The sequence below is a fragment of the Pseudomonas fluorescens genome (genome assembly GCF_018614775.1).
Lineage (GTDB): Bacteria > Pseudomonadota > Gammaproteobacteria > Pseudomonadales > Pseudomonadaceae > Aquipseudomonas > Aquipseudomonas fluorescens_BY.
Genome location: NZ_JAGGOF010000101.1, coordinates 12,640 through 33,896, shown reverse-complemented (window position 1 = coordinate 33,896; position 21,257 = coordinate 12,640). Strand labels below are relative to the sequence as shown.

General features: G+C 57.6%; 20 protein-coding genes and 2 pseudogenes. 6 read left to right on the top strand and 16 right to left on the bottom strand.

All coding sequences use genetic code 11. The features are described 5' to 3' along the window. Positions 1-47 precede the first annotated feature (47 nt). Both J7E36_RS22800 and J7E36_RS22795 read right to left on the bottom strand, forming a co-directional pair. Positions 48-742, bottom strand: a pseudogene (locus J7E36_RS22800) (DUF1963 domain-containing protein). A gap of 296 nt (positions 743-1,038) precedes the next feature. Then, positions 1,039-1,656, bottom strand: coding sequence for a hypothetical protein (locus J7E36_RS22795; RefSeq protein ID WP_215008197.1), 618 nt, complete (start codon positions 1,654-1,656; stop codon positions 1,039-1,041). A gap of 11 nt (positions 1,657-1,667) precedes the next feature. Here J7E36_RS22795 and J7E36_RS22790 point away from each other — a divergent pair, with 11 nt between their 5' ends. Then, the gene (locus J7E36_RS22790; RefSeq protein ID WP_231286539.1) at positions 1,668-2,393 is read left to right on the top strand and encodes an alpha/beta fold hydrolase; all 726 of its coding nucleotides are present in this window, start codon (positions 1,668-1,670) and stop codon (positions 2,391-2,393) included. Between the two features lie 82 nt (positions 2,394-2,475). Here the strand turns inward: J7E36_RS22790 and J7E36_RS22785 are convergent, their stop codons facing one another. Beyond that, a complete protein-coding gene (locus J7E36_RS22785) occupies positions 2,476-3,240 on the bottom strand; it encodes an AraC family transcriptional regulator (RefSeq protein ID WP_215008195.1) in 765 nt (254 codons plus the stop codon). A gap of 103 nt (positions 3,241-3,343) precedes the next feature. On the opposite strand from J7E36_RS22785, the gene J7E36_RS22780 reads away from it, so the two are divergent. The 3 genes from J7E36_RS22780 (at position 3,344) to J7E36_RS22770 (ending at position 5,666) form a co-directional block, all read left to right on the top strand. Next, positions 3,344-4,525 (top strand): MFS transporter, encoded by a 1,182-nt coding sequence (locus J7E36_RS22780; RefSeq protein ID WP_215008193.1) that lies wholly within the window; start codon positions 3,344-3,346, stop codon positions 4,523-4,525. 406 nt (positions 4,526-4,931) lie between these two features. Beyond that, positions 4,932-5,411, top strand: a complete 480-nt coding sequence (locus J7E36_RS22775; protein WP_215008192.1) for a hypothetical protein — start codon at positions 4,932-4,934, stop codon at positions 5,409-5,411. Positions 5,412-5,423: 12 nt separating this feature from the next. Then, the gene (locus J7E36_RS22770; protein WP_215008191.1) at positions 5,424-5,666 is read left to right on the top strand and encodes a hypothetical protein; all 243 of its coding nucleotides are present in this window, start codon (positions 5,424-5,426) and stop codon (positions 5,664-5,666) included. Between the two features lie 231 nt (positions 5,667-5,897). On the opposite strand, the gene J7E36_RS22765 is transcribed toward J7E36_RS22770, so the two are convergent. Both J7E36_RS22765 and J7E36_RS22760 read right to left on the bottom strand, forming a co-directional pair. Next, positions 5,898-6,263: a DUF4411 family protein gene (locus J7E36_RS22765; RefSeq protein ID WP_231286538.1), complete on the bottom strand. Its 366-nt coding sequence runs from the start codon at positions 6,261-6,263 to the stop codon at positions 5,898-5,900. Between the two features lie 101 nt (positions 6,264-6,364). After that, on the bottom strand, positions 6,365-7,513 hold the full coding sequence (locus tag J7E36_RS22760) for an ImmA/IrrE family metallo-endopeptidase (RefSeq protein WP_215008189.1): 1,149 nt from the start codon (positions 7,511-7,513) through the stop codon (positions 6,365-6,367). Positions 7,514-7,919: 406 nt separating this feature from the next. Between J7E36_RS22760 and J7E36_RS25335 the strand changes: the two are divergent. Further along, positions 7,920-8,132, top strand: a pseudogene (locus J7E36_RS25335) (KR domain-containing protein); the annotation flags it as partial. 81 nt (positions 8,133-8,213) lie between these two features. Here J7E36_RS25335 and J7E36_RS22755 read toward each other — a convergent pair. From J7E36_RS22755 to J7E36_RS22725, 7 genes are all read right to left on the bottom strand, one after another. Continuing rightward, complete coding sequence (locus J7E36_RS22755; protein ID WP_215008188.1) at positions 8,214-11,567, bottom strand: P-loop NTPase fold protein; 3,354 nt, start codon at positions 11,565-11,567, stop codon at positions 8,214-8,216. A gap of 165 nt (positions 11,568-11,732) precedes the next feature. Further along, a complete protein-coding gene (locus J7E36_RS22750; RefSeq protein WP_215008181.1) occupies positions 11,733-12,095 on the bottom strand; it encodes a DUF6124 family protein in 363 nt (120 codons plus the stop codon). Positions 12,096-12,661: 566 nt separating this feature from the next. Then, complete coding sequence (locus tag J7E36_RS22745) at positions 12,662-13,297, bottom strand: SCO family protein (RefSeq protein WP_215008179.1); 636 nt, start codon at positions 13,295-13,297, stop codon at positions 12,662-12,664. Further along, positions 13,294-14,193: a heme o synthase gene (gene cyoE / locus J7E36_RS22740; RefSeq protein ID WP_215008177.1), complete on the bottom strand. Its 900-nt coding sequence runs from the start codon at positions 14,191-14,193 to the stop codon at positions 13,294-13,296. Before cyoE ends, J7E36_RS22745 begins: the two co-directional genes overlap by 4 nt. Next, a complete protein-coding gene (locus J7E36_RS22735) occupies positions 14,181-15,260 on the bottom strand; it encodes a COX15/CtaA family protein (RefSeq protein ID WP_215008175.1) in 1,080 nt (359 codons plus the stop codon). Before J7E36_RS22735 ends, cyoE begins: the two co-directional genes overlap by 13 nt. A 10-nt stretch (positions 15,261-15,270) precedes the next feature. Beyond that, positions 15,271-15,864: a hypothetical protein gene (locus tag J7E36_RS22730; RefSeq protein WP_215008173.1), complete on the bottom strand. Its 594-nt coding sequence runs from the start codon at positions 15,862-15,864 to the stop codon at positions 15,271-15,273. Further along, the gene (locus J7E36_RS22725; protein ID WP_215008171.1) at positions 15,830-16,567 is read right to left on the bottom strand and encodes an SURF1 family protein; all 738 of its coding nucleotides are present in this window, start codon (positions 16,565-16,567) and stop codon (positions 15,830-15,832) included. Before J7E36_RS22725 ends, J7E36_RS22730 begins: the two co-directional genes overlap by 35 nt. A gap of 70 nt (positions 16,568-16,637) precedes the next feature. Between J7E36_RS22725 and J7E36_RS22720 the strand changes: the two genes are divergently transcribed. Continuing rightward, positions 16,638-16,841 carry a twin transmembrane helix small protein gene (locus tag J7E36_RS22720; RefSeq protein ID WP_215008169.1) on the top strand — a complete coding sequence of 68 codons (204 nt, stop codon included), beginning with the start codon at positions 16,638-16,640 and terminating at the stop codon, positions 16,839-16,841. Between the two features lie 7 nt (positions 16,842-16,848). On the opposite strand, the gene J7E36_RS22715 is transcribed toward J7E36_RS22720, so the two are convergent. From J7E36_RS22715 to coxB, 4 genes are all read right to left on the bottom strand, one after another. Then, on the bottom strand, positions 16,849-17,736 hold the full coding sequence (locus tag J7E36_RS22715) for a cytochrome c oxidase subunit 3 (protein ID WP_215008167.1): 888 nt from the start codon (positions 17,734-17,736) through the stop codon (positions 16,849-16,851). A 24-nt stretch (positions 17,737-17,760) separates the two neighbouring features. After that, positions 17,761-18,312, bottom strand: a complete 552-nt coding sequence (locus tag J7E36_RS22710; protein ID WP_215008165.1) for a cytochrome c oxidase assembly protein — start codon at positions 18,310-18,312, stop codon at positions 17,761-17,763. 122 nt (positions 18,313-18,434) lie between these two features. Further along, positions 18,435-20,027 (bottom strand): cytochrome c oxidase subunit I, encoded by a 1,593-nt coding sequence (gene ctaD / locus J7E36_RS22705; RefSeq protein ID WP_215008163.1) that lies wholly within the window; start codon positions 20,025-20,027, stop codon positions 18,435-18,437. Positions 20,028-20,109: 82 nt separating this feature from the next. Further along, on the bottom strand, positions 20,110-21,237 hold the full coding sequence (gene coxB / locus J7E36_RS22700) for a cytochrome c oxidase subunit II (RefSeq protein WP_215008161.1): 1,128 nt from the start codon (positions 21,235-21,237) through the stop codon (positions 20,110-20,112). Between the last annotated feature and the right edge of the window lie 20 nt (positions 21,238-21,257).

Below are 21,257 nucleotides of genomic sequence, written 5' to 3'. Positions count from 1 at the left end.
GCAGAGCGTGGGAACGATCCGGGTGGGAAGAGGATGGTTCGCAAACCTCAGTAAAAATCATAATAAAGCGCCCACTCCCCAGTTTGGTTGTGCTTCCAGAACATCAGGCTTCCACTGTCGACCACGTTCAGATTGATCTTCGCGTCCGATGAGATCTGGAACACAAACTCGAAGCCTTCACCTGGATCAATACCCGATTGGCAGAACGAGGGGTAACCGCCGATCTTGTGTTCGTAAGTGTGGGTGGTCAAATCGTAATAGCTCTGTATCTCGCCCGCGCGCTCTAGCGCGAGAATTTCTTGCTCAAGGTCTTCCGGGACACCGCCGCCATCCCACAGTGGAAAGTCTTCCGCTACCGCTTGTGCATTCAGCGGAAACGGTTTTAGAAATGCACCGGCCACCGGCAGCATTTTGCGCACCAACACATCATCGGACCCATATTCACGGACGACCCAGTTATTCCCCATCGGCTCCAAGCACTCGGGAAACGGGTTTGAATGAACACCGTCAACACCCGAACCCCGGCCAGCAACGGGCTTTTGAAGGGCAGGGCGGGCAGGTAAAACTGCGCGTAGGGCAGTAACGGTTGGCCGGCCTGGTTGGTGGGTACCTCTTCATCAGGCCGGAACAGAAAGACGTTGCCCAGCCAGCTTTCTTCATCAGTGCCGGCAGGACGAAAGCCGCCGGCAACAAACTTCACGGCGGGGCGGGCAAGGCGTTGCTTGATTTCTTGAGTGTCCATGCGATGTAGACCTTCCTTTGCTACAGATATAGAGGCCGCAGTTCGTAGTGTGCGGGAGGGGATGGCAGCACTTCCCGATCCTGGGTACATCGACAGCTTCCAGGGTCACCGATACGGCTCGGCCAGTGGTGGAGAGGACGATAGAGCTAGAGGGCAACGCGGACAAGTCGGCGGATTCTGGTTGAGTTGTAGGCCAGCGGGAGCAAGCTCCCTCGCCACGAACGGTGCGGTTAACGTGGGTCGACGTTATCCAGCATGCTGAAATGATTTGAGTCCAATACGTCTGTTGTTCCTGTTCAGCCCTTGAAAAGTACATCGCACCGGGTACACCACCTTTCAGCTGCGCTCCGGTTCATTGGGAAACGGAAGGGAGGATGACGTGTATCGGCAACCGTCAAAACCAGTGAGAACCCTATGAAATTACGCCGAATCTCGTCGGCTGGAATGCCCTTGCCTGCCCCATCGACTATTCGAAGAACCCCGCCCGACACCCTGCTGTCAATCCGTCGCCACTCACAGTGCCAGCCGGTGACCCACGTGAAGTCTTGAATTTGATAATCACCGGTGACGCTTTGGCATTGAGCGAGTTTCTGATTGGAGAGATCAAAGGCAACAAATAGGGGACTTGGATAGCCAAGCAGCTGAGTATCGTCGAGACTCAGACCTTCTTTCAGGTTGATGGAGGCTACAAGTGCTTTGGCTCGTCTCTTGCGCCGTATCAGGTGCCATATGGAGAGGCAAAAAATAGAAACAGAAGCCAGGAAGAGCTGACGTCCTTCGACTGTAAGTTTATCGGGCCAATAGGCCATCACGCCCCACACGAGTCCTATCGTCGCGAGCCCCGATAACCAGGCGGCGGGGATCACTATACGGTTGGCGAGGCTAGCTCCGAGCGTCCTCAAACCGCTTTCCATAACTGTATCCAGTGTCATTTATAGAAGAACTCGCAGGTTATCACTGCGACTGGTCTCTCTCTACCAACGGACCTTCTGCCGAAGGGATCACTGACTTTTTCAATCCCACCTTCAAGGACCGAACCCATGGCCACACCCCCCGCCAAACTCCTCTTCCTGCCCGGCGCCTCAGGCAACACCCAGTTCTGGCACCCGGTTGCCGAGCGCCTGGCCCCGCGCAGCAGGTCCATATCAGCTGGCCCGGCTTTGGAGACACGCCGCCCGTGCCTGGCATAACCGGCATGGAAGACCTGGCGACTCGCGTGCTGGCCGAGGTCGACCAGCCCGCCGCACTGGTGGCTCAATCCATGGGCGGTATCGTCGCGGTGCTTGCGGCGCTTGAACGCCCTGAGTTGATCACGCACCTGGTGCTGACTGTCACCTCTGGTGGGGTGGATATGTCTGATCTGGACGCGCAGGACTGGCGCCCGGATTTTGCTGCCGCCAACCCGATGCTGCCGAGGTGGTTTCTCGACGACCGCACTGATCTCACGTTGCGGTTGGCTGAGTTGCGTATGCCAGTGTTGCTCCTCTGGGGTGATGCGGATCCGATCAGTCCCGTTCGTGTCGGGCAGCGTCTTGCTGAACTGTTACCTCGGGCGGAACTGCACGTTTTTCCTGGCGCTGATCACAGTTTGGGGTTCACACATGCGGTTGAGGTAGCGGGGTTAATCGAGAGACATCTGGCCGGTGGGTGATTGGGATACTTGTTGCGAGTTCGAGATGTGTTTTTTCTGAAAACAAATCCGGTCCCATGCTGCCAAACGACACTTCACCTGTTCATTTGAAAAACCCTTTCGGCGTACGTCCTGTCATGTTTTTGAAGAACACGATAAAGGCAGTGTCAGTCGAGAACTCCAATTCGGTGGCCGTATGGGCAAGGCTGCACCCCGTAGTCATTAACTCGATGGCTCGCATGAGACGCCATTGTTGGCGCCACTGCTGATAGCCCATGCCTGTCTCCCTCTGAAAGATACGGCCAATGGTTTTGCCACTGGCTCCGATCTCACCCTCCAGAACCTTCAGTGTCGGCGGCAGATTTTCAGGCCGAGCGATCAGCATCGCCAAGCGCCTGTCAGAAGGGAGCGGCAGCAGCATGGGTTGGCTGGGTGCCGCCCCTATCTCATGAATGCACAGACCCAGCAGGTGTAAGTAGCGCTGCTCACTCCAGTCCTGCTCAAAATCTGCGATGGCCATGGGTTCCAGCACGGCTTGAAGCAGTGGACTGACGTCAATGACCCGCGCTTGGCTTGGTAGCTTGGCGCAAAGCTCAGGGGTGAAATACAGCGACCGGTAATTCACGACGTTGCGCATCGCGGCACCGTGAGCCGTTTGCGGCGGTATCCATGCGGCGCGGGAAGGAGGAAGAAGGCAGAGTTGCTCTGCCAGCGTGATGCGAATGCAACCCTGGCGCGCATAAAGCAATTGTCCACGTTTGTGCTGATGGAGGTTCGAGTCGTGCCCAACCAAAGTCGCGGCAATCCCGACGACAGGAGCATCGAAACCATCGGGGTCAAATGAATCTGCTGCTTGAAGCCACGCCATAAGGTCGTCCGATTTTATTCATATCTTGTCTTTATATCGAGACTCTGCCATTTCGGCACGCTGAATAATAGGCCCACTTTATTGAGTAGCGTGGGTGTGAAGAGTGCAAGGGAAGTTAAGGCTACCGTTAGCCATCGTTCTGCTGATATTCCCGCAGTTGGCGCAAACGCTGTACAGCCCAGCGTTGACCGATTTCGCGGCGGCTTTTTCCGTTCGGCCTGAGAAGGCGTCACAGGCCCTTACGGTGTACCTCGTGGCATTCGCGTTCGGCGTCATGGGCTGGGGCTACGTGTGCGATCGGATCGGGCGACGGCCTGCCATGTTGTCGGGCCTCGCACTGTATGTCGCAGCCACGGTCAGTGCGCTGTTCGTCGAGACGTTTACAGGCCTGCTGGTGGCCCTGGCGCTCGCAGCGTTGGGCGCGGCGGTCGGTTCCGTTGTCACACAAACCATGTTGCGCGACCGATTCAGTGGGGCAGAACTGGCCAAGGCATTCTCTTTGATTGGCATGGCCCTGGCGGTCAGCCCAGCCATTGGCCTGTTCCTTGGTGCAGAGCTTGTGCAGATATCTGGGTACAAAGGCGTGCTACTCGGCTTGCTGGCACTGTCGACCTTGTTGTGGGTATGGTCCGCTTTGACGCTTCCGGAAACCAGGCCAGTGCTATGCAGCCAAGCGCCCTTGGCGTCGACCTTTCGGACTATGTTCAGCGACCGCTCCATCTGGTTTTCGGCCTCACTGGTGACCGTTTTCAATGTCGCGATGATGAGCTACTACGCGGTCGCCCCGTTCGAGTTCCAGCGCATGGATGCCAGCCCCGAACTTTACGGCTATAGCGGCGTGGTCCTGGCAATGGGAGCGTCACTGGGTGCCTGGCTGAATCGACAGTTGCTAAAAAATGGCGCCGACGGGGAGCGACTGATTGCTGTCGCCGCTGTCTCGGTTCTCGTCGGCGGAGTGGGCGTCCAGCTGCTTCAGGGTACGGTTTGGTTCTTGCTCCCCATGCTGCTCGTAGTGGTCGCATTTGGCATTGCGATTCCTAACGTCCTGGGGACGGCACTTGTCGCCTATGGTGATCGGCTTGGGACTGCCGGCGCTGTATTTGGATTGATGTATTACTTTTTGATCGGCATGGGGATGTTGGCTGTCGGCTATTTCCAGGCGTTAGGTGCAACACTGATTTTTTGTGGCTGCCTGGCGGTCGCGTCTTATACGTTTCGTAATTATGGAAATGCCAAAAAGGTTGACCGTAAGTCGTCGCTTGGTGGGGAGCGTAGTGATTCCTAGCAATAGATAGCTAAAGATAGTTAAAGAGGAAGAGCCGGGGACAGACCACGATTAGGGCTCACCTGTAATCGGACTGCCTCATAATCGTGGTCTGTCCCCATTTCCGCCCGCGGGTGGATGAACATGGAGTTTCCATCAGCAGCGAAGAGTTGCAAAAGGGCAATTCCGATTGTGAGGGGTTAGTTGTTACATCAAGTTTCTATACAGGCGATCGTTAAGTTTTCCTACAGATAGTTCTTAAAAACACTCACTCAAGCCCTGTGAGAATCAGCGGAAACATACAAAGGGATTACTTGCTAGCTGATCACAATGCAGGGGGGTGGCACTTACACGAAGCTGAAAAAGTTTGAATTCGATGCGCGCCTTGTGGAAAGATCGCCATCTTTGTCTCGAAAGGATGCGCGGGATGAAGTTCGAAAGGAATTTCCAATACATTGGCACTTACGGGATCGTCTTCAACGTCTCGCAGATCACCCTCACGGACAACGATCGCGGATGTTTGCGTGGGCTGTATTTTGGCGAAGCGAAAAGCGCTCACTATGAAGTCAACAGCAAGGTCGTCGAGGTGTACGACAAGATGCAGGCCAGGGGCCTGCCTTGCGTGATGATGATCGGCATCTCCAAGCCGCTGACCCGACAACAGGGCGATGCCCTCAACGCCCAGCGCACCACGATCGCCAACCTTGCAACCACGGCCTTCACTGCCGCCGCCAAGGCCGTGGCCCCCTATTACGTGGCGGCATCTGTAGGGGCCGGTGTGCGCACATATGCCAATGAAATCCTGCCCACCTACCATGCGGGCGACGTCCTGGTCAGTATCGAGGCGCAGGTCAACGGCGGCATCGGCCCGCAACGCACTCTCTCGACATTGATCATCAAGGCCTGACTGGAGACGTACATGTCCGTAATTACTCAATTGGTCATTGCCTTGGCGTTGTCCTTTCTGCTCGATCGATTCCTCAAACCCTATCTGCTACGCAAGTGGCTAGGCGTGGCGTTGGTGGCGGCGGGTGCGGTTGGCTGCTTCATGGCAGGTCAGAACCGCTTGTTGGGGTTTGATCTGGGGTTGCTGTCGGCTTTTGCCGTGGCGATAGGGATGGGGTTGTTCATGAAGCGACGGCGGTTTGAGGAGGTTGGCTAAAGGGGAATGGACAGATTTGCCCCCGTCTCATTTTCAATTGCTTGAGCCCTTTTATTCCTGTTCTTGGCTACCCGCCGCTATGAGGAGCCCGCCATGCACTTTCGAGGTTTTACGTTGGCCACATTGAGGTCCAGGTCAAAGGCCGCGCCTACGACCTGCATAATTTCTATTCGGTCAGCGCCTTGCTGGACTGGTACCTCGGGCGGAATTGCACGTTTTTCCTAGTGATGATCACCCGAAAACTGCTTGTGATCGCTTGATGTAGTCGAGGAAGTTGATCCAAGGGGTTTGCACACTTTCCATATTGCAAACCGCAGGAATCTTCCAATTGCGTTTGAGCTTGTTCGCAGAAGGCTGAAACGCCTCATCCGTGACCAACTCGCAAACATAGAGCTTCGCGGTGGCAATGATATATAGATCGTTTTCATCGACCCCAGCACCATATTTGTCTTCTTCGATCTCGAGCAATCCTTTGATACGAAAGGCTTCCAACAGGATCGCCTCGGTCACGGGCATCTTTTGCAGACCTGCATCCTTCAGCCAGGTCACGCACTCCGGTGCTTTGTGTCCAACTTCTTCGGCGGCAACCTCGGACATCCGAATCCCCCCCTGCATCACTCGATCCGCCGTCCATGCCCAAAGCCCCCGGAAACTGGGCGATAGGGTAGTTATCCCATGCGTAAAGCATGGATGAGGCATCAAACACCTGCATAGAAGCGTTCCAGCTTGTGCAGGTCCGAGATCTTAAGGTTGTCGAGATAGCTGCTTGCCTTGGCGAGAGTGATACGACGAGCGTTCATGGCTTCCAGCACTGTGCGCACGTACCCATCGCCAAAAATGCGCCGGGGTTCGCGATTGCGGTGCTCTCGGCTGCCACCCTCTTTTTCAGGCATCGCTCGTTGCTTGCTCCACCGCCGGTATGCGGCATAGGCTTCGCTTGGCAAACGTCCGGCATCCATCAGACGCCTTAGGATCATCTCGCCGCTTACACCCCACGCCCTGCGTTGTGGTTCCAGCCAGCCATCAAACTCGGCCGCCTCAACAGGGCGCTCATTATCATGAATGTTCAACAGAAACCGATCGGGGACCAATAGATGGCCGGCGAAAGCGTTCGCTTCTTGCTCTTCATCGTCCGTCGAATACAAATCCTCTTCATCGTCAATCGAGCTTGCACGATGGATAAGTAGGTGCCCCAACTCATGCATCAACGTGAAGCTCTGGCGGGTATCTGCATCCTGCTTCTTGATGACGATTACCGGGCATTCAGGGTCGTAGAGTGAAAAGCCGAGGATTGGGCTTTCCTTCGCAATCTGCCATTTACCGTTGTAGCCATTGCTGCGGAAGACCAACAGGCCGCGCGCTTCGATGGCCTTACGATAACTGTCGAAATTGTTATGGTTCGCCAGCCCCAGCCATTCACGCACACGGCTGGCGGCATCAGGAATACTCAGGCCTGCCAGGTCGGGCGGCGAGAAACGCACGACCTCCGTCGGATCAAGCTCCTCACGTAGTGCAAGGTACACGGTGCGATGGTGCTCCACTCGCTCAACCAACAGCTTCAGGCGGTGCGAAAGCTCCGGTTTCTGATTGCTCAAGGTGCGGAATTGCGGCGAGTGCACCTTCGCCTCGTTGACCGGCCCTGGCTCCACGAAAAATAAGGTGCCTCGCCCGAAAAAGGCCGCCAGCTTACGCAACTGGTTGAAGGTCAGTCCCGTCTCGCCGGCCATCACTTTTTCAAAGCTGGCAGGTGCTATACCGATCTCACGGGCGAGCTCGTCCCGCGTCATACCGTGATCGGTACAACACCAGTCTATCCGCGCGAGATTGATTGATTGGATACGTTCCATGATTTGAGTATATAGACGGTGTGTACCGGTGAACATGAGCCACCAAAGCTAGCTGCCTGAAGCTTGATGCGGCCGGGCCTATGACTTTCCCGAGGGGAGCTAGCATGCCTGAGAGTCATCGATGCCGGCTCGGCCAGTGATAAGGAAACGATAGAGCCCGAGGATAAGGCTGAAAAGCCGGCGGATTCTGATGCGGTTGTAGGCAAAGACGCAAGGATACGTGGCTCGGAGGTGCGTGGTCAGGCACTGGTTTGACTCTCATAAGACGGAGAAGCAGGAGCAAGCATCCACGCGAATGTTACTGAAGGGGGCCCCTTGAATATAGACCGAAAAGCCCGGGACAGACCACGACTAGGGCTCACCTGTAATCGGACTGCCTCATAATCGTGGTCTGTCCCCATTTCCGCTCAGCGAGAAAACCGGTAAGCCAGTGGCTTATCAGAACCTGCCGCAGGCTGAGTTTGAGGCGGTGTTGATAAGTATCGGGTTGCCGGCGGGGTTGGCGGCGTTGCTGGCGGATTCGGATGCGGCGGCGAAAGGGGCATTGTTTGATGAGAGTGGGGTGTTGGGGCGGTTGATTGGCCGGGGGACTACGCCGGTTGCGGGGTCATTGGGTTAAGCAGCCAAACCAAGGCCAGGAAAATGGACACGCGTGCCGGTCGGGATAAACCGGCACGCAGCTGGGTTTTGGTGTCTTGCACTATTCCTTGCCAAATAAGGATTTTGCCAGCTCTTTCATCCGCGTCCTGTATCCGTGTTGTTCTGACAAATTGGCATAAATAGTTGGAAGACTAGTCTTCAATTTGGTCATGAGAGAGGTGTAAGTATCCTTGTGCTCTTTCGAGATTTTCCATTCAGTTAACTGTAAGGCCCTTGAATCCAAGAAATTCGTAGCGGCAGTAGTCCCCATAGGGTCGCTATGCATCAGTAGGAGTATCTGAAGAAGGCGCTCCTCTTCCTCCGGTGTTCTAGGCGTGATACTTGCTAGCAGCGCACCATACTCGCTAAGAATAAAAAGGGACGCTTCCACGGTAACCTTTTGATCATATAGAAATGGACGAAGCACCGTGCCGATGATGGCTTGTCTGTCTTTTTCAAAGAGGTTAAGTAGTAATTTAGTGTTGAAAATATTCGCTGCGGATGGCTTGACGAATGGGGTCTGTTTTACCGCTGCCGTCAACAACGCCGAAACGGCTTGGTGGGCTAATGCTTCACCCGAAAAATCAATCTTGTGATTAAGCATGTAAGTCAAGGCGGTTCGCTCGTTGGTGTCAGCACCTTCGATGAGCTTTGTCCAAGCCACAATATCAATTTCCCCGCCAAAACTCCGTTCAAGTAAGGCAGCACGTAGCTCCAGTAAACTAGCGTTTGATCCTCCAAGGATATGGTTCAAAAACATCGTATCGATGTCCGATAGCGCCGGTAACCGCTCGGCCTTAAGCTCGAACGATGTAAACCATTCCAGCAACTCAGTATCTGTCAGATCGTATTCACTCAGAGTGTCGGCTAGCGTTGAATAAAATTCGTATAGATAATCTGGTTGTACTGTGGCGATGGCTTTGCCCTTGATCAATCTCGCCAAAATTGGTGCTACAAGTTGTGAGCACTCATCCTCTAATGCCAGTTTGAAGAGATGTTCGGAAGTGCTTGCTGCCCGTACCAAGGTGTCCAAGTACACTTGTTCGGCCTCGAACGCTTCGTCGATTCCCGGAATTTCGGCTAGGGGCGCTCCTGTTTTAAGTCTCATGTATATAACCGCCATCGATATCTTGATCCGATTGGATTTTACGGCGGGTAGATGTTGTTGGATCAGTTGTGGAATCGCGCTAGAAAGGTTACCGAGCAGCGCTGTTGCGAACCAAACCCTATGTTCCGCAGGATTTAAATCGATTGCCGTCGTAACTGAAGCAAGCTGCTCCTTGTCCATGAAATACGGTCTAACAGCAGTGCTCAACTTCTTCTGCGCGAAATAAGCTGTGAAGCAAGGTAGCCAGTCGTCTTCATCAAGCGGGATTCTATCCAGATTTTCATGCTCTGATGATGCCAATTGCAGTACGGCGTCTTTTTGGCCGCTGTCGTCGAGAGTGATTTTACTCGCATCAATTTTCTTAAAGTCTGGATCGGGCATGATCATCTGAAATAACAGTTCCGCGCTGCTAATGACCAAGGGCTTGAAGTCTTCATTCATTGAGTCCAAGTAGCTGTCGTACGTCGATATGATTTCTCGGTAGGCTTCAACGGAGTCTAATTCGTACGCCTCCTCTATCATTTCTTCGAATACAGTTTTAGCTGTTGATAATGCGCTCGTGAAAATCTCTTTTCGTAATCCGAGGGCAATCAATCCTTTGATCGACTCAAAGTATGCGGCGTCGACCTTCTCGGCATTTAGCTGGTTGCCAGTAATGAATTTGGCACTTACTTGAGGCAACAGGTCGTCGACACTGCAACCCTCAATCTTGGACGCTTGATAGAGCGTTTTGAAAAGACTGGAGGCGGAAGTCGCACCCTCCAAATTCCGGATGAAGGAGTCCTTGAATCCGAAGTAAGAAATGAGCGTGGCGAGTTTCTTACCATCTTGGGAGTCGATAGCATCCTCAAGCGGCTGGTCGATCAGTTCCGCGATGGCGATATCCCTAGATGTCTGGAAGTGGATTTGAAGGATCTGGATTGGCCAGCCTGTCTTCATGTCTTCGCCCAACAACGCCTTCAGCGTGCGCTTGGTCTTGTCGATATTGAGGGTCACAGCTTGGACGGCGGCATCTGCAGCCTCAATGGCGCTCGCTACTTCTTGTACAACATTTTGGACATCCGAATCTTTAAGCATGGTTTCAATAGCCACACCGTTGTATTTGCAGATCGCCAAGTATGCCGCAATACAAACCACGCTTGGGTTGTCCGCAGTGACCAGCAGCGTGGTAGCGATGTCGTTGATGAATCTCTTCTGTAGCCGAGGGGTCACAAGCCCGCCAGCCATTGGGCTATGGCGCTGCAGGATGACGCTACATACATCGGCTTCTGACAGATCGGAAGTACCAAAGCTCTGAGTCCACAGCCTTCTGAACGCATCTTTCCAGCCGGATGTAATAATCGGGGGAGTTCTGAAGACGACTGGAAATTTCTTAGCGATGAAGTCCTTAGAGTCGTACGTCTGCTCACTATCTCCGTTCAGGTACTTAGATACTTTTGTGGAGCAGAAGGGAACGATGACACTCAGATTTTCTTGACCTGTAACGGAGGTGAAAATTTCCAAATCGCTCCACACAGACCGCAGGACGTCCCGTGGCAGTCTGTCCAAGTTGTCGATCACGATGATGATGTGGTGATCTTTAACCGCATGCAAATGGTTTTGTAGTGCCCGCTTCAAATCGTGAGGGCTGACCTCCTTGCTGACTTCAACAGTTTCAGTGATTCGGTCGTCGGAGTTACCTTTGAGAAGGCTGGTAAGATTCCATCGTTTTTTGGGATTTTTTTCTTTCCGGCTGGCTAGGTACGCTAGAAATAAAATAAAGCCAGGCGCTGTGCACGCTAGCAGGTACAAACCGTGGAGCCAATATGCTAGTGGGCTATCGCTATGAAGCCGAATTAAATAATCACGAATGAAGGTTGGAGCGAGAACACCGCTCGTGATCAGCAGCACCGCCCAGATGCTGATGTGGCTTCGGGTGTCCTTCGTGTAGCTGTAGTGTCGACCAAGTGCGATGTCGCGATTTGTTTCTACATCGGAAATTTCTTTATCGCGACCCTGCTCTTTGAGAAGGGAGGTGACATTTTCGGAAAGTACCTCGATGAAATTGCTCTTGATTGAACCTTGGTAATTTTGCTCGCAGTCAAAAACCCAGAGCTTCGTCTTCGAGTTCTCCTTCGCAATCTTTTTTTCAAGCATCTGGAGGATTGAGCTTTTGCCGGAGCCGAATTCGCCATCCAGGCCAATGACTCTGTGGTTACCCATTTTCTTGAGGTAATCGTGCATCGCTTGAGCGACTCGATCATGGCTCTCACCTTTGAAAGCATCAACGTCCGACGGGCTTTCGTTTTGGAAGTTCAGGTTGTTCATCAGTCCCTTGCACCTAGGCGGGCCAGCACTTTGTGGCCAATTGCTTCCATAATACGACTTTGATATCAGCTTGATAAGCGGCTGGGCATAATCGCCGTAGACATTTCGGATGTAAGAACCAAAAACCCGACGCAAAACGTCGGGTTTTACGTTAGCGAATAAATACTATTGACGCGGTTCTACGTTATCCAACACCTGATTCGCCAACAACGAACTCAGCTCAATCAACTGTTGAATCCCCATCGCCAAATGACGCCGCGAGCCTTTCAGGTCGAACGCCAGGTCAGCCACCATGGCATCGGCTGACGCCAGCGTTTCAGTGAGGTTGGCGAGCAAGCACTCGTTATCGAGACCCTTCACAACGGTGAATATCTGCCCCGGTTTCGGTTCGTCTGTGGATTTATCAGGCTTGGGCTGCAAGTAGTGATCAAGCACGCGCTTGGTGGTTTCGTCTTGCTGCTTGGCCTTGGATTTTGCGGATTGCGGGGTGGGGTCTGCATCTGGGGGATTTGGAGTTGCTTTGAACATAGGTATGTCTCTCAGTTAGGCCGCAACCTTTTCGCTACTAAACGATAGGGTGGCGGCTGTGCGCAGGTTAGTAGACCGGTGACATACCTAAAACCGGCGCGCCCGAAGGCGCCATGCGCACAGCCACCATCGAGTGCAGGCGAATGCCTGACTGATGAGACTCATGCGACCGATATGTCATCCGGGCTACTAAACCCGACCACCGATGGGCAGTGGCAGGAACGACAATAGAACCCAGGGACAAGGCGCACAAGCCGGCGGATTCTGGCGTAGTTGTAGGCAAAGGCGCAAGGATGCGTAGCTTGATGGGGGTTTGTAGGGAGGGGCTGTAGGAGAAGGGATTTTTGGTGGTGCTGGGGGGCGTTTTTGCTTGGGACCGCAGTGATTTCATCGCGAGCAGGCTCGCTCCCACAGGGGGTTTTGGGTCGGATGCGGGGTTTGTGAACGAGCCAGGCTGAATGTGGGAGCGGGCTTGCTCGCGAAGGCGTCGGCACATTCAGCACTGATGCAGGCTGATATACCGCTTTCGCGAGCAAGCCCGCTCCCACAGGGATGGCGGTGGTGGGCTATTTTCGCTTCAGCATTTCTGGCAGTTGCGCGACCAGTTTCTGGTTATTCAACGGCGCCCGGATGAACCCGCGCTGGGTGCCGTCCGGTCCGATGACGGCGAGGTTGCCGCTGTGGTCGACGGTGTAGTTGGGTTTGCTGGTGTCGGCCGGGATGAAGGGGATGCTGACGGCGTTGGCGAGTTTTTGCAGGTCTTCGATCGAGGAGGCGGTGAGGCCTTTGAACTGGGGATCGAAGTAGCCCAGGTACTGCTTGAGTTGCTTGGGCGTGTCGCGGTTCGGGTCGACGCTGACCAGGACGACTTGTAGCTTATCCACAGCTTCGGGCGGCAGTTCGCTTTTGATCTGGCGCAGTTGGGCGAGGGTGGTCGGGCAGATGTCCGGGCAGAAGGTGTAGCCGAAGAACAGCAGGCTCCATTTGTCTTTCAGCTCGTTCATGGTCACCGGCTGGCCGTCCTGGTCGGTCATTTTCACGTCCGGCAGGTGGCGGCTTTGCGGCAGCAGGATGATGCCGGCGTCGATCAGGGCCGTCGGGTCGCCCTGGCCCTTGCCGGACAGCACTTTGTTGACGGTGAGGCCGAGGATCAACGCGATCACGGCCACGAGGATGAAGACGGTTTTCTGGGTTCGGGTCATAGGCTCAACAATAAGTAATGATCGACAAGCAGGGCGATGAACAGCAGGAACAAGTAGTAGATAGAGTACTTGAAGGTGTTGATCGCCGCGTGCGGCCGACTGCCACGGTACAACACCACGGCCCATTGCAGGAACCGCGCGCCGAGCGCGAGTGCGCACACCAGGTAGAGCATGCCGCTCATCTGGATCACGAACGGCATCAGGCTCACCGCCAGCAGCACCAGGGTGTAGAGCAGGATATGCACCTTGGTGTAGTGCTCGCCGTGGGTCACCGGCAGCATCGGGATGTCGGCCTTGGCATATTCTTCCTTGCGGTGGATGGCCAGGGCCCAGAAGTGCGGCGGGGTCCAGGCGAAGATGATCAGCACCAGCAACAGCGGTTCGGCGCTGACGTGGCCGGTGGCGGCTACCCAACCCAACAGCGGTGGTGCGGCGCCAGCGAGGCCGCCGATGACGATGTTCTGTGGCGTGGCGCGTTTGAGAAAGCCCGTGTAGACCACCGCGTAACCCAGCAACGAGGCCAGGGTCAGCCAGGCGGTCAGCGGGTTGGTGAAGGCCAGCAGCAGCGCTTGCCCGGACACGGCCAGGGCCAGGGCGAAGGTCAGGGCGGCGGCGGGGGAGACGCGGCCTTCGGCCAGGGGGCGTTTGTGGGTGCGGGCCATCACTGCGTCGATGCGCCGGTCCACCACGTGGTTGACCGCCGCCGCGCCACCGGCGCACAGGGCGATGCCCAGGTTGCCGAACACCAGCACTGTCCACGGCACGCCGGCGCGGGTGGCGAGGAACATGCCGACCAGCGAGGTGATCAGCATCAGCACCACCACTTTGGGCTTGGTCAGCTCCAGGTAATCGCGCCAGATCGCCTGGCTGTGACGTTCACCGGTCAGGGTTGCCATGGCATCTCTCCTTTTATCGTGATGGGGCTGACGCCGTGTTTATGCGGGTTGAATCGCCAGCGCAGCGGAATCTGATGCCGCACCCGGACCAGGCTGGTGCGGGCGTGATAATTCACCAGCACCAAGGTCAGCAGCAGCGCGGCGCCCCCGGCGTTGTGGGCGACGGCCACCGGCAGCGGCAGGTGGAACAGCACGTTGCTGATGCCCAGGGTGATTTGCGCCGCCAACGCGGTCAGCACCAGCCCGGCTAAGCGGGTCATGCCCACTGCCTTCAACTGCCAGGCCAGCCCCAGCAGCACCAGCGTCACCAACAGGGCGCCGATGCGGTGGGTCAGGTGGATGGCCGTGCGGGCGTCGCTGTCGAGTTGGCCGCCCAGGTAGTTGGGGCCGATGTGCTGGGTCAGGTGAAAGCCGTTGGCGAAGTCCGCCGGTGGCAGCCATTGGCCGTGGCAGGTGGGGAAATCGATACACGCCACGGCGGCGTAGTTGGAGCTGACCCAGCCGCCCAGGACGATCTGGCCGATCACCAGCAGCAGCCCGGCGGTGGCCCAATGTTGCAGGCGCCTGGGCACGGTCAGCGCCGGCAATACGCCGGACAGTCGCAGAGTCAGCAGGAACAACAGGCTCAAGGTCGCGAAGCCGCCCAGCAGGTGCCCGGTGACCACCTGCGGCCAGAGCTTGAGGGTCACGGTCCACATGCCGAACGCGGCTTGGGCGAAGACCACGGCCAACAGGAACAGCGGCAACTTCACCGGCTGGCCCGGGCGGTGACGGTTCATCCAGGTTCGGGCTGCCAATGCCACGATCATCAAGCCCAGGGTCCCGGCAAAGTAGCGATGGACCATCTCGTTCCAGCCCTTGTGGGCTTCCACCGGGGCGTCGGGAAAATGCAGCTCGGCATGGGCCAGTTGGGCTTCGCTCTTGGGCACGCTGATAAAACCGTAGCAACCGGGCCAGTCCGGGCAGCCGAGGCCGGCGTGGGTGAGCCGGGTGTAGGCGCCCAGCAATACGACGATCAGTGCCAGCAACGTGGCGAACAGCGCGAGGCGAAATCCAGGTTTGGCCATGTCGATGCCCTCATCCGATGTTCGACAGTTTCAGCAGGTGGCGCAGGTCGTTGAGCAGGTCCTTGCCCTTGACCCGGGCGTCGTAGCGCAGCACCAGGTTGCTGTGGGGATCGATGATCCACAGTTGCGCGCCGCCAGCGTCCTGGGCGCCTTTTTGATAGGCCGGCAGGTCCAGCGGGTAGCGTTGCAGTTGGGGATACTCGCGCTGCAGTTGTGCGTCGTACTCGGCGTCCAGCGGCTGGGCGATGGCCAGGGCATGACTGGCGCGGGAGGCGTCGCGACCGAGGCCGATCTGCACCTGGCGGGCCAGGTACACCAGTTGCCGGCAGTCCACCGAGCATTCCTTTGGCGCGGTGACCAGGATCTGCCAGCGCTGTTCATCGGCCTGCACGCCGATCTCGGCGCGGGTCTGGCCGTTGCCGATCAGTTCGCCGTGGTAGCTGCGGCTGTCCGGCACCCAGAACTGGAACTTGTACATGCCGGTGGCGAGGATCATCGGGCCGACCACGCCGAGCACGATCAGCAGCAGTTGCAGCCGTCCTTTGCGTCGGCTGTGTGGGCTGGGTGCCTCAGACGTGTTGGTTGGATTCATGGTGGTTCCCATGCGGTCTCCTTGCGTTGTGCCATCCGAGATAAAGGAAAAGGCCGAACAGTGCCGCCGCCATGGCAAACCACTGCACGGCGTAACCGAGGTGTTTTTCCGGGCCCATGCTCACCACCGGCCAGTCGGTGCGATAGGCGCCCGGGCCGTTTTGCTGGCGCAGTTCATAGGTGAAGCCACTGCGGCCCAGCTCCGCCCAGAGCTTGTCCGGCTCGACGGCCGTGACCAGCCGTGGCCAGGGGGCGGCGGTTGGATCGGCGTGGAGCTGGAAGGTCGCGCCCGGTGCGACATAGACCCAGGCTTGCAGGCTTACGGGCTGCTCGGGGGTGCTGAACAGCGGCGGGGTGCGACGATCAGGCCAGGGCAGCCAGCCGCGATTGACCAACAGCCACAGCCCGGTGGCGTGGTCGAGAAACGGCTGGAGCAGTTCGACGCCGACCTTGCCGTCGTGCTGGCGGTTGTCCAGCAGGACGCTGTGCTCGACGTCGAACTGACCTTGCAGCTTGACCGCGCGAAACGCCGGGTCGGTGGTCTGCGCCAGTTCGGCGCTGTCCATCGCTGGCGCCACGCGGCGTTCGGCGTAGGTCTGCATGAGCACGCGCTTCTGTTCGCCCCGGCTCAGTTGCCAGAACCCCAGGCACACCATGACCGGCATCAGCACGGCCACCACCAGCGACGGCACGAGGCCTGGCCGGAAGCCTTTCATGGCGCCGTCCGAAAGTGCTCGAACGGGATAGCTATACTCACCTGCATCGCGTCCCCCCGGAGTGTGCCTGATGCTAAAAGCAGCCATCGTCCTGATGCTGATTGCCACGGTTGCTAGCCTGTTCAGCGGCCTGTTTTTTCTGGTCAAGGACGGCAGCGATTCCAATCGCCTGGTCATCGCCCTGGCGATTCGGGTCTGCCTGGCCGCCCTCACCGTCGGCTTGATCGCCTGGGGTTTTTTCAGCGGCCAGTTGGTTTCTCACGCGCCCTGGTAGCGGTGTCTCAGAGCACGTAGACGAAGATGAACAAGCCGATCCACACCACGTCGACGAAGTGCCAATACCAGCTCGCCGCTTCGAAGCCGAACTGGTGCTCGTTGTCGAAATGCCCGCGCATGATCCGCATCAGCATGACGAACAGGATGAGCGTGCCGATGGTGACGTGGGCGCCGTGGAACCCCGTGAGCATGAAGAACGTCGCGCCGTACACGCCGGAGCCCAGGGTCAGGCCCAGTTCCTTGTAGGCGTGGATGTATTCTTCGGCCTGGAAGCCGAGGAACGCGCAGCCCAACAGCACGGTGATCGCCAACCAGAGTTTCAGCGCACCGCGATGGCCTTTTTTCAAGGCGTGGTGGGCGATGGTGACGGTGACGCTGGAGCTGACCAGTAACACGGTGTTGAGCAACGGCAGGCCCCAGGGGCTGATGACCTCCTTGGGTGCCGGGAACAGTTTCGGGTCGGGGTTGTGCAGCAACGGCCAGGCGTATTCAAAATTGGGCCAGAGCATGTGCGACAGGCCCTTGGTGCCTTCGCCCGCCAGGCCCGGCACCGATACGTGGCGGACATAGAACAGCGCGCCGAAGAACGCGATGAAGAACATCACTTCGGAAAAGATGAACCAGCTCATGCCCCAGCGAAACGAACGGTCGAGCTGTGGGCTGTAGAGCCCGGCGCGGCTTTCCTTGATCACCGCGCCGAACCAGCCGAACAGCATATAGGCCACCAGCAGGCCGCCGACGAAGAAAATCAACGGGCCGTGGGATTCCGGTCGCGCGGCCTTCAGGTCGTTGAACCAGGTCGCCAGGCCGTACACCGTGACGAACATCCCGACCGTGGCGATGATCGGCCATTTGCTCTGGGCCGGTACGTAATAGTGTTCGTGAGTTGCCATTTATTGTTCTCCTTATCGGGCACGCTATCGGTCAGTGTTTAGAGCCACCGGTGGATGACGGGCGGTGATATCGAACAGCGTGTAGGACAGCGTCAGGTGCTTCACATCCTTGGGCATGTCCCGGTCGACGATGAAGCGCATGGGCATTTCGATCCGTTCGCCGGGTTGCAGCACTTGCTGGGTAAAACAAAAACATTCGGTCTTGTGGAAGTAAGCCGCCGCGGTGCTCGGCGCGATGCTTGGCACGGCCTGGGCGCTCATCGGCCGGTTGGTGGGGTTGTGGGCGACGAAGACCATTTCATTCACCGCCCCGGGCTGGACCACCAATTGCTCGCCCTTGGGGTAGAAGTCCCACGGCATGTCCACCGCATTGGTCGACAGGAACTGCACGCGAACCTGCCGCGACGCATCGGTGACCTGCTCGCCTTCGTACTGCCCGGCGGTCTTGCCATTGATGCCGAACGCCTTGCACATCACGTCGTAGATCGGCACCAGGGCAAAGCCGAAGATGAACATGGCCACCACCACCAGCAACAGCCGGGTGACCAGTTTTTTCATCGAGATTGAATCAGCCATGGCTCTCGACCTCTCCACGGACCCCTGTGGGAGCGAGCCTGCTCGCGATAGCGGTGTGCCTGACACACCGAGTCGCGTCTATCGCGAGCAGGCTCGCTCCCACAAGGGTTCCATCAGTCATCTCATTTCACTTCCGGCGGCGTCGTGAAGGTGTGATACGGCGCCGGCGACGGCACGCTCCACTCCAACCCTTCGGCGCCATCCCACGGCTTGGCCGGTGCGGGCGGGCCGCCGCGGATGGTCTTGATCACGATGAACAGGAAGAACAGCTGCGTGGTGCCGAACATGAACGCGCCGATGGACGAGACCATGTTGAAGTCGGCGAACTGCAGGTTGTAGTCGGGAATCCGCCGGGGCATGCCCGCCAGGCCGACGAAGTGCATCGGGAAGAACGCCATGTTCATCCCGATGAACGACAGCCAGAAGTGCAGCTTGCCAAGGGTTTCGTCGTACATGTGGCCGGTCCATTTCGGCATCCAGTAGTACGCCGAGGCGAAGATCCCGAAGATGGCGCCGGGCACCAGCACGTAGTGGAAGTGCGCGACCACGAAGTAGGTGTCCTGGTACTGGAAGTCCGCCGGGGCGATGGCGAGCATCAACCCGGAGAAACCACCGATGGAGAACAGGATCACGAACGCCACGGCAAACAGCATCGGCGTCTCGAAGGTCAGCGAGCCTTGCCACATGGTGCTCGCCCAGTTGAACACCTTCACCCCGGTGGGCACGGCGATCAGCAGGGTCGCGTACATGAAGAACAGCTCGCCCACCAGCGGAATGCCGACCACGAACATGTGGTGCGCCCAGACGATGAACGACAGGAACGCGATGGCGGCGGTGGCATAGACCATCGAGGTGTAGCCGAACAACGGCTTGCGCGAGAAGGCCGGGATGATCGAGCTGACGGCACCGAAGGCCGGCAGGATCATGATGTACACCTCGGGGTGGCCGAAGAACCAGAACACGTGCTGGAACAGCACCGGGTCACCGCCGCCGGCGGCGCTGAAGAAGCTGGTGCCGAAGTGGATGTCCATCAGCATCATCGTCACGCAGCCGGCCAGCACCGGCATCACCGCGATCAACAGGAACGCGGTGATCAGCCAGGTCCAGACGAACAGCGGCATTTTCATCAGCGTCATGCCGGGGGCGCGCAGGTTGAGGATGGTGGCGATCACGTTGATCGCGCCCATGATCGAACTGATGCCCATCAGGTGGATGGCAAAGATGAAGAACGTCACGCTTTCCGGCGCATAGGTGGTGGACAGCGGCGCGTAGAAGGTCCAGCCGAAGTTCGGTCCGCCGCCGGCGGTGAACAACGTCGACACCAGCAGCAGGAACGCCGCCGGCAACAGCCAGAAGCTGAAGTTGTTCATGCGCGGCAGGGCCATGTCCGGCGCGCCGATCATCAGCGGGATCATCCAGTTGGCGAGGCCGACGAAGGCCGGCATCACCGCGCCGAACACCATCACCAGGCCATGCATGGTGGTCATCTGGTTGAAGAACGCCGGCTCCACGATCTGCAGGCCCGGCTGGAACAGTTCGGCGCGGATCACCATGGCGAACGAGCCGCCGAGCAGGAACATACAGAACGCGAACCACAGGTACAGCGTGCCGATATCCTTGTGGTTGGTGGTCAGTACCCAACGCATCAGGCCCTTGGCGGGGCCGTGGGCGTGGTCGGCGCCGGCATGACCGTGGTCATCGATCACAGCACTCATGTCCTGTCTCCTTCGAGCGAATGGGCTGGACGGCGCGGGGCAACAAGCCCCGACCGGTTGCGCAAATACACGTCAGGCCGGCTCATTTGCTTTCCGCCTGTTTGAGTTCCAGCACTTCTTTTGGCGTGACCATGTCGCCTTTGTTGTTGCCCCAGGCGTTACGTTCATAGGTCACGACGGCGGCGATATCGACTTCCGACAACTGCTTGCCGAACGCGGCCATGGCGGTGCCGGGCTTGCCGTGGAAGACCAGGCTCAGGTGATCAGCCTTGGGTCCGGTGGCGATTTTCGAGCCTTTGAGCGCCGGGAACATCGGTGGCAAGCCCTGGCCTTCGGCCTGGTGACAGGCCACGCATGTGGTGTGGTAGATCTTGTCGCCCCGTTCCTTGAGCTCGTCGAGGGTCCATTCCTTGCTGGTCAGTTCTTTGAGCTGCGCGGCTTCGGCCTTGCGCTCGCCCAGCCATTTTTCGTAGTCGGGCTTGCTCTTGACCTCGACCACGATCGGCATGAACCCGTGGTCCTTGCCACACAGCTCGGCGCACTGGCCGCGATAGATGCCCGGCTTGTCGACCCGCGTCCAGGCCTCGTTGACGAACCCGGGAATCGCATCGCGCTTGACCGCGAAGGCCGGCACCCACCAGGAATGGATCACGTCGGCAGAGGTCACCAGAAAGCGCACCTTGGCATCGACCGGCAGCACCAGCGGCTTGTCGACTTCCAGCAGGTAGTGTTCGCCCTTGGCGCTCTGGTTATGGATCTGTTCGGCGGGGGTGGCCAGGTTGCTGAAGAACTCGACGTCCTGGCCCAGGTACTTGTAGTGCCACTTCCATTGGTAGCCGGTGATCTGGATATCGATGTCCGACTCGCTGGAGTCGTACATCTTGATCAGCGTGGCAGTGGCGGGAATGGCCATGGCCACCAGGATCACGAAGGGCACGATGGTCCAGAGGATCTCGACCCGGGTGTTCTCGTGGAAGTGGGCGGCGTTCTGGCCGGTGGAGCGGCGGTGCATCATCATCGACCAGAACATGGCACCGAAGACGATGATGCCGATGACTACACAGATCCAGAAGATCGTCATGTGCAAGTCGAACACTGCGTTGCTGATCTGTGTCGCTCCAGGCGCCATATTCACAGTCCAGGCAGCTTGCGCCTGACTGAAAATCGACCACAACAGGAGGCCCATCCATACGTGTGGATGTCGCGTCATTGCGGGTTCCCCTTATCGTT

Coding starts and splice junctions, on each gene's coding strand:
- J7E36_RS22795 (WP_215008197.1), bottom strand. CDS start 1,656: ATGGAAAGCGGTTTGAGGACGCTCGGAGCTAGCCTCGCCAACCGTATA.
- J7E36_RS22725 (WP_215008171.1), bottom strand. CDS start 16,567: ATGAAAGGCTTCCGGCCAGGCCTCGTGCCGTCGCTGGTGGTGGCCGTG.
- J7E36_RS22710 (WP_215008165.1), bottom strand. CDS start 18,312: ATGGCTGATTCAATCTCGATGAAAAAACTGGTCACCCGGCTGTTGCTG.
- J7E36_RS22760 (WP_215008189.1), bottom strand. CDS start 7,513: ATGGAACGTATCCAATCAATCAATCTCGCGCGGATAGACTGGTGTTGT.
- J7E36_RS22720 (WP_215008169.1), top strand. CDS start 16,638: ATGCTAAAAGCAGCCATCGTCCTGATGCTGATTGCCACGGTTGCTAGC.
- J7E36_RS22755 (WP_215008188.1), bottom strand. CDS start 11,567: ATGAACAACCTGAACTTCCAAAACGAAAGCCCGTCGGACGTTGATGCT.
- coxB (WP_215008161.1), bottom strand. CDS start 21,237: ATGACGCGACATCCACACGTATGGATGGGCCTCCTGTTGTGGTCGATT.
- J7E36_RS22735 (WP_215008175.1), bottom strand. CDS start 15,260: ATGGCCAAACCTGGATTTCGCCTCGCGCTGTTCGCCACGTTGCTGGCA.
- J7E36_RS22765 (WP_231286538.1), bottom strand. CDS start 6,263: ATGTCCGAGGTTGCCGCCGAAGAAGTTGGACACAAAGCACCGGAGTGC.
- J7E36_RS22730 (WP_215008173.1), bottom strand. CDS start 15,864: ATGGGAACCACCATGAATCCAACCAACACGTCTGAGGCACCCAGCCCA.
- J7E36_RS22750 (WP_215008181.1), bottom strand. CDS start 12,095: ATGTTCAAAGCAACTCCAAATCCCCCAGATGCAGACCCCACCCCGCAA.
- J7E36_RS22775 (WP_215008192.1), top strand. CDS start 4,932: ATGAAGTTCGAAAGGAATTTCCAATACATTGGCACTTACGGGATCGTC.
- J7E36_RS22785 (WP_215008195.1), bottom strand. CDS start 3,240: ATGGCGTGGCTTCAAGCAGCAGATTCATTTGACCCCGATGGTTTCGAT.
- J7E36_RS22745 (WP_215008179.1), bottom strand. CDS start 13,297: ATGACCCGAACCCAGAAAACCGTCTTCATCCTCGTGGCCGTGATCGCG.
- J7E36_RS22770 (WP_215008191.1), top strand. CDS start 5,424: ATGTCCGTAATTACTCAATTGGTCATTGCCTTGGCGTTGTCCTTTCTG.
- J7E36_RS22715 (WP_215008167.1), bottom strand. CDS start 17,736: ATGGCAACTCACGAACACTATTACGTACCGGCCCAGAGCAAATGGCCG.
- cyoE (WP_215008177.1), bottom strand. CDS start 14,193: ATGGCAACCCTGACCGGTGAACGTCACAGCCAGGCGATCTGGCGCGAT.
- ctaD (WP_215008163.1), bottom strand. CDS start 20,027: ATGAGTGCTGTGATCGATGACCACGGTCATGCCGGCGCCGACCACGCC.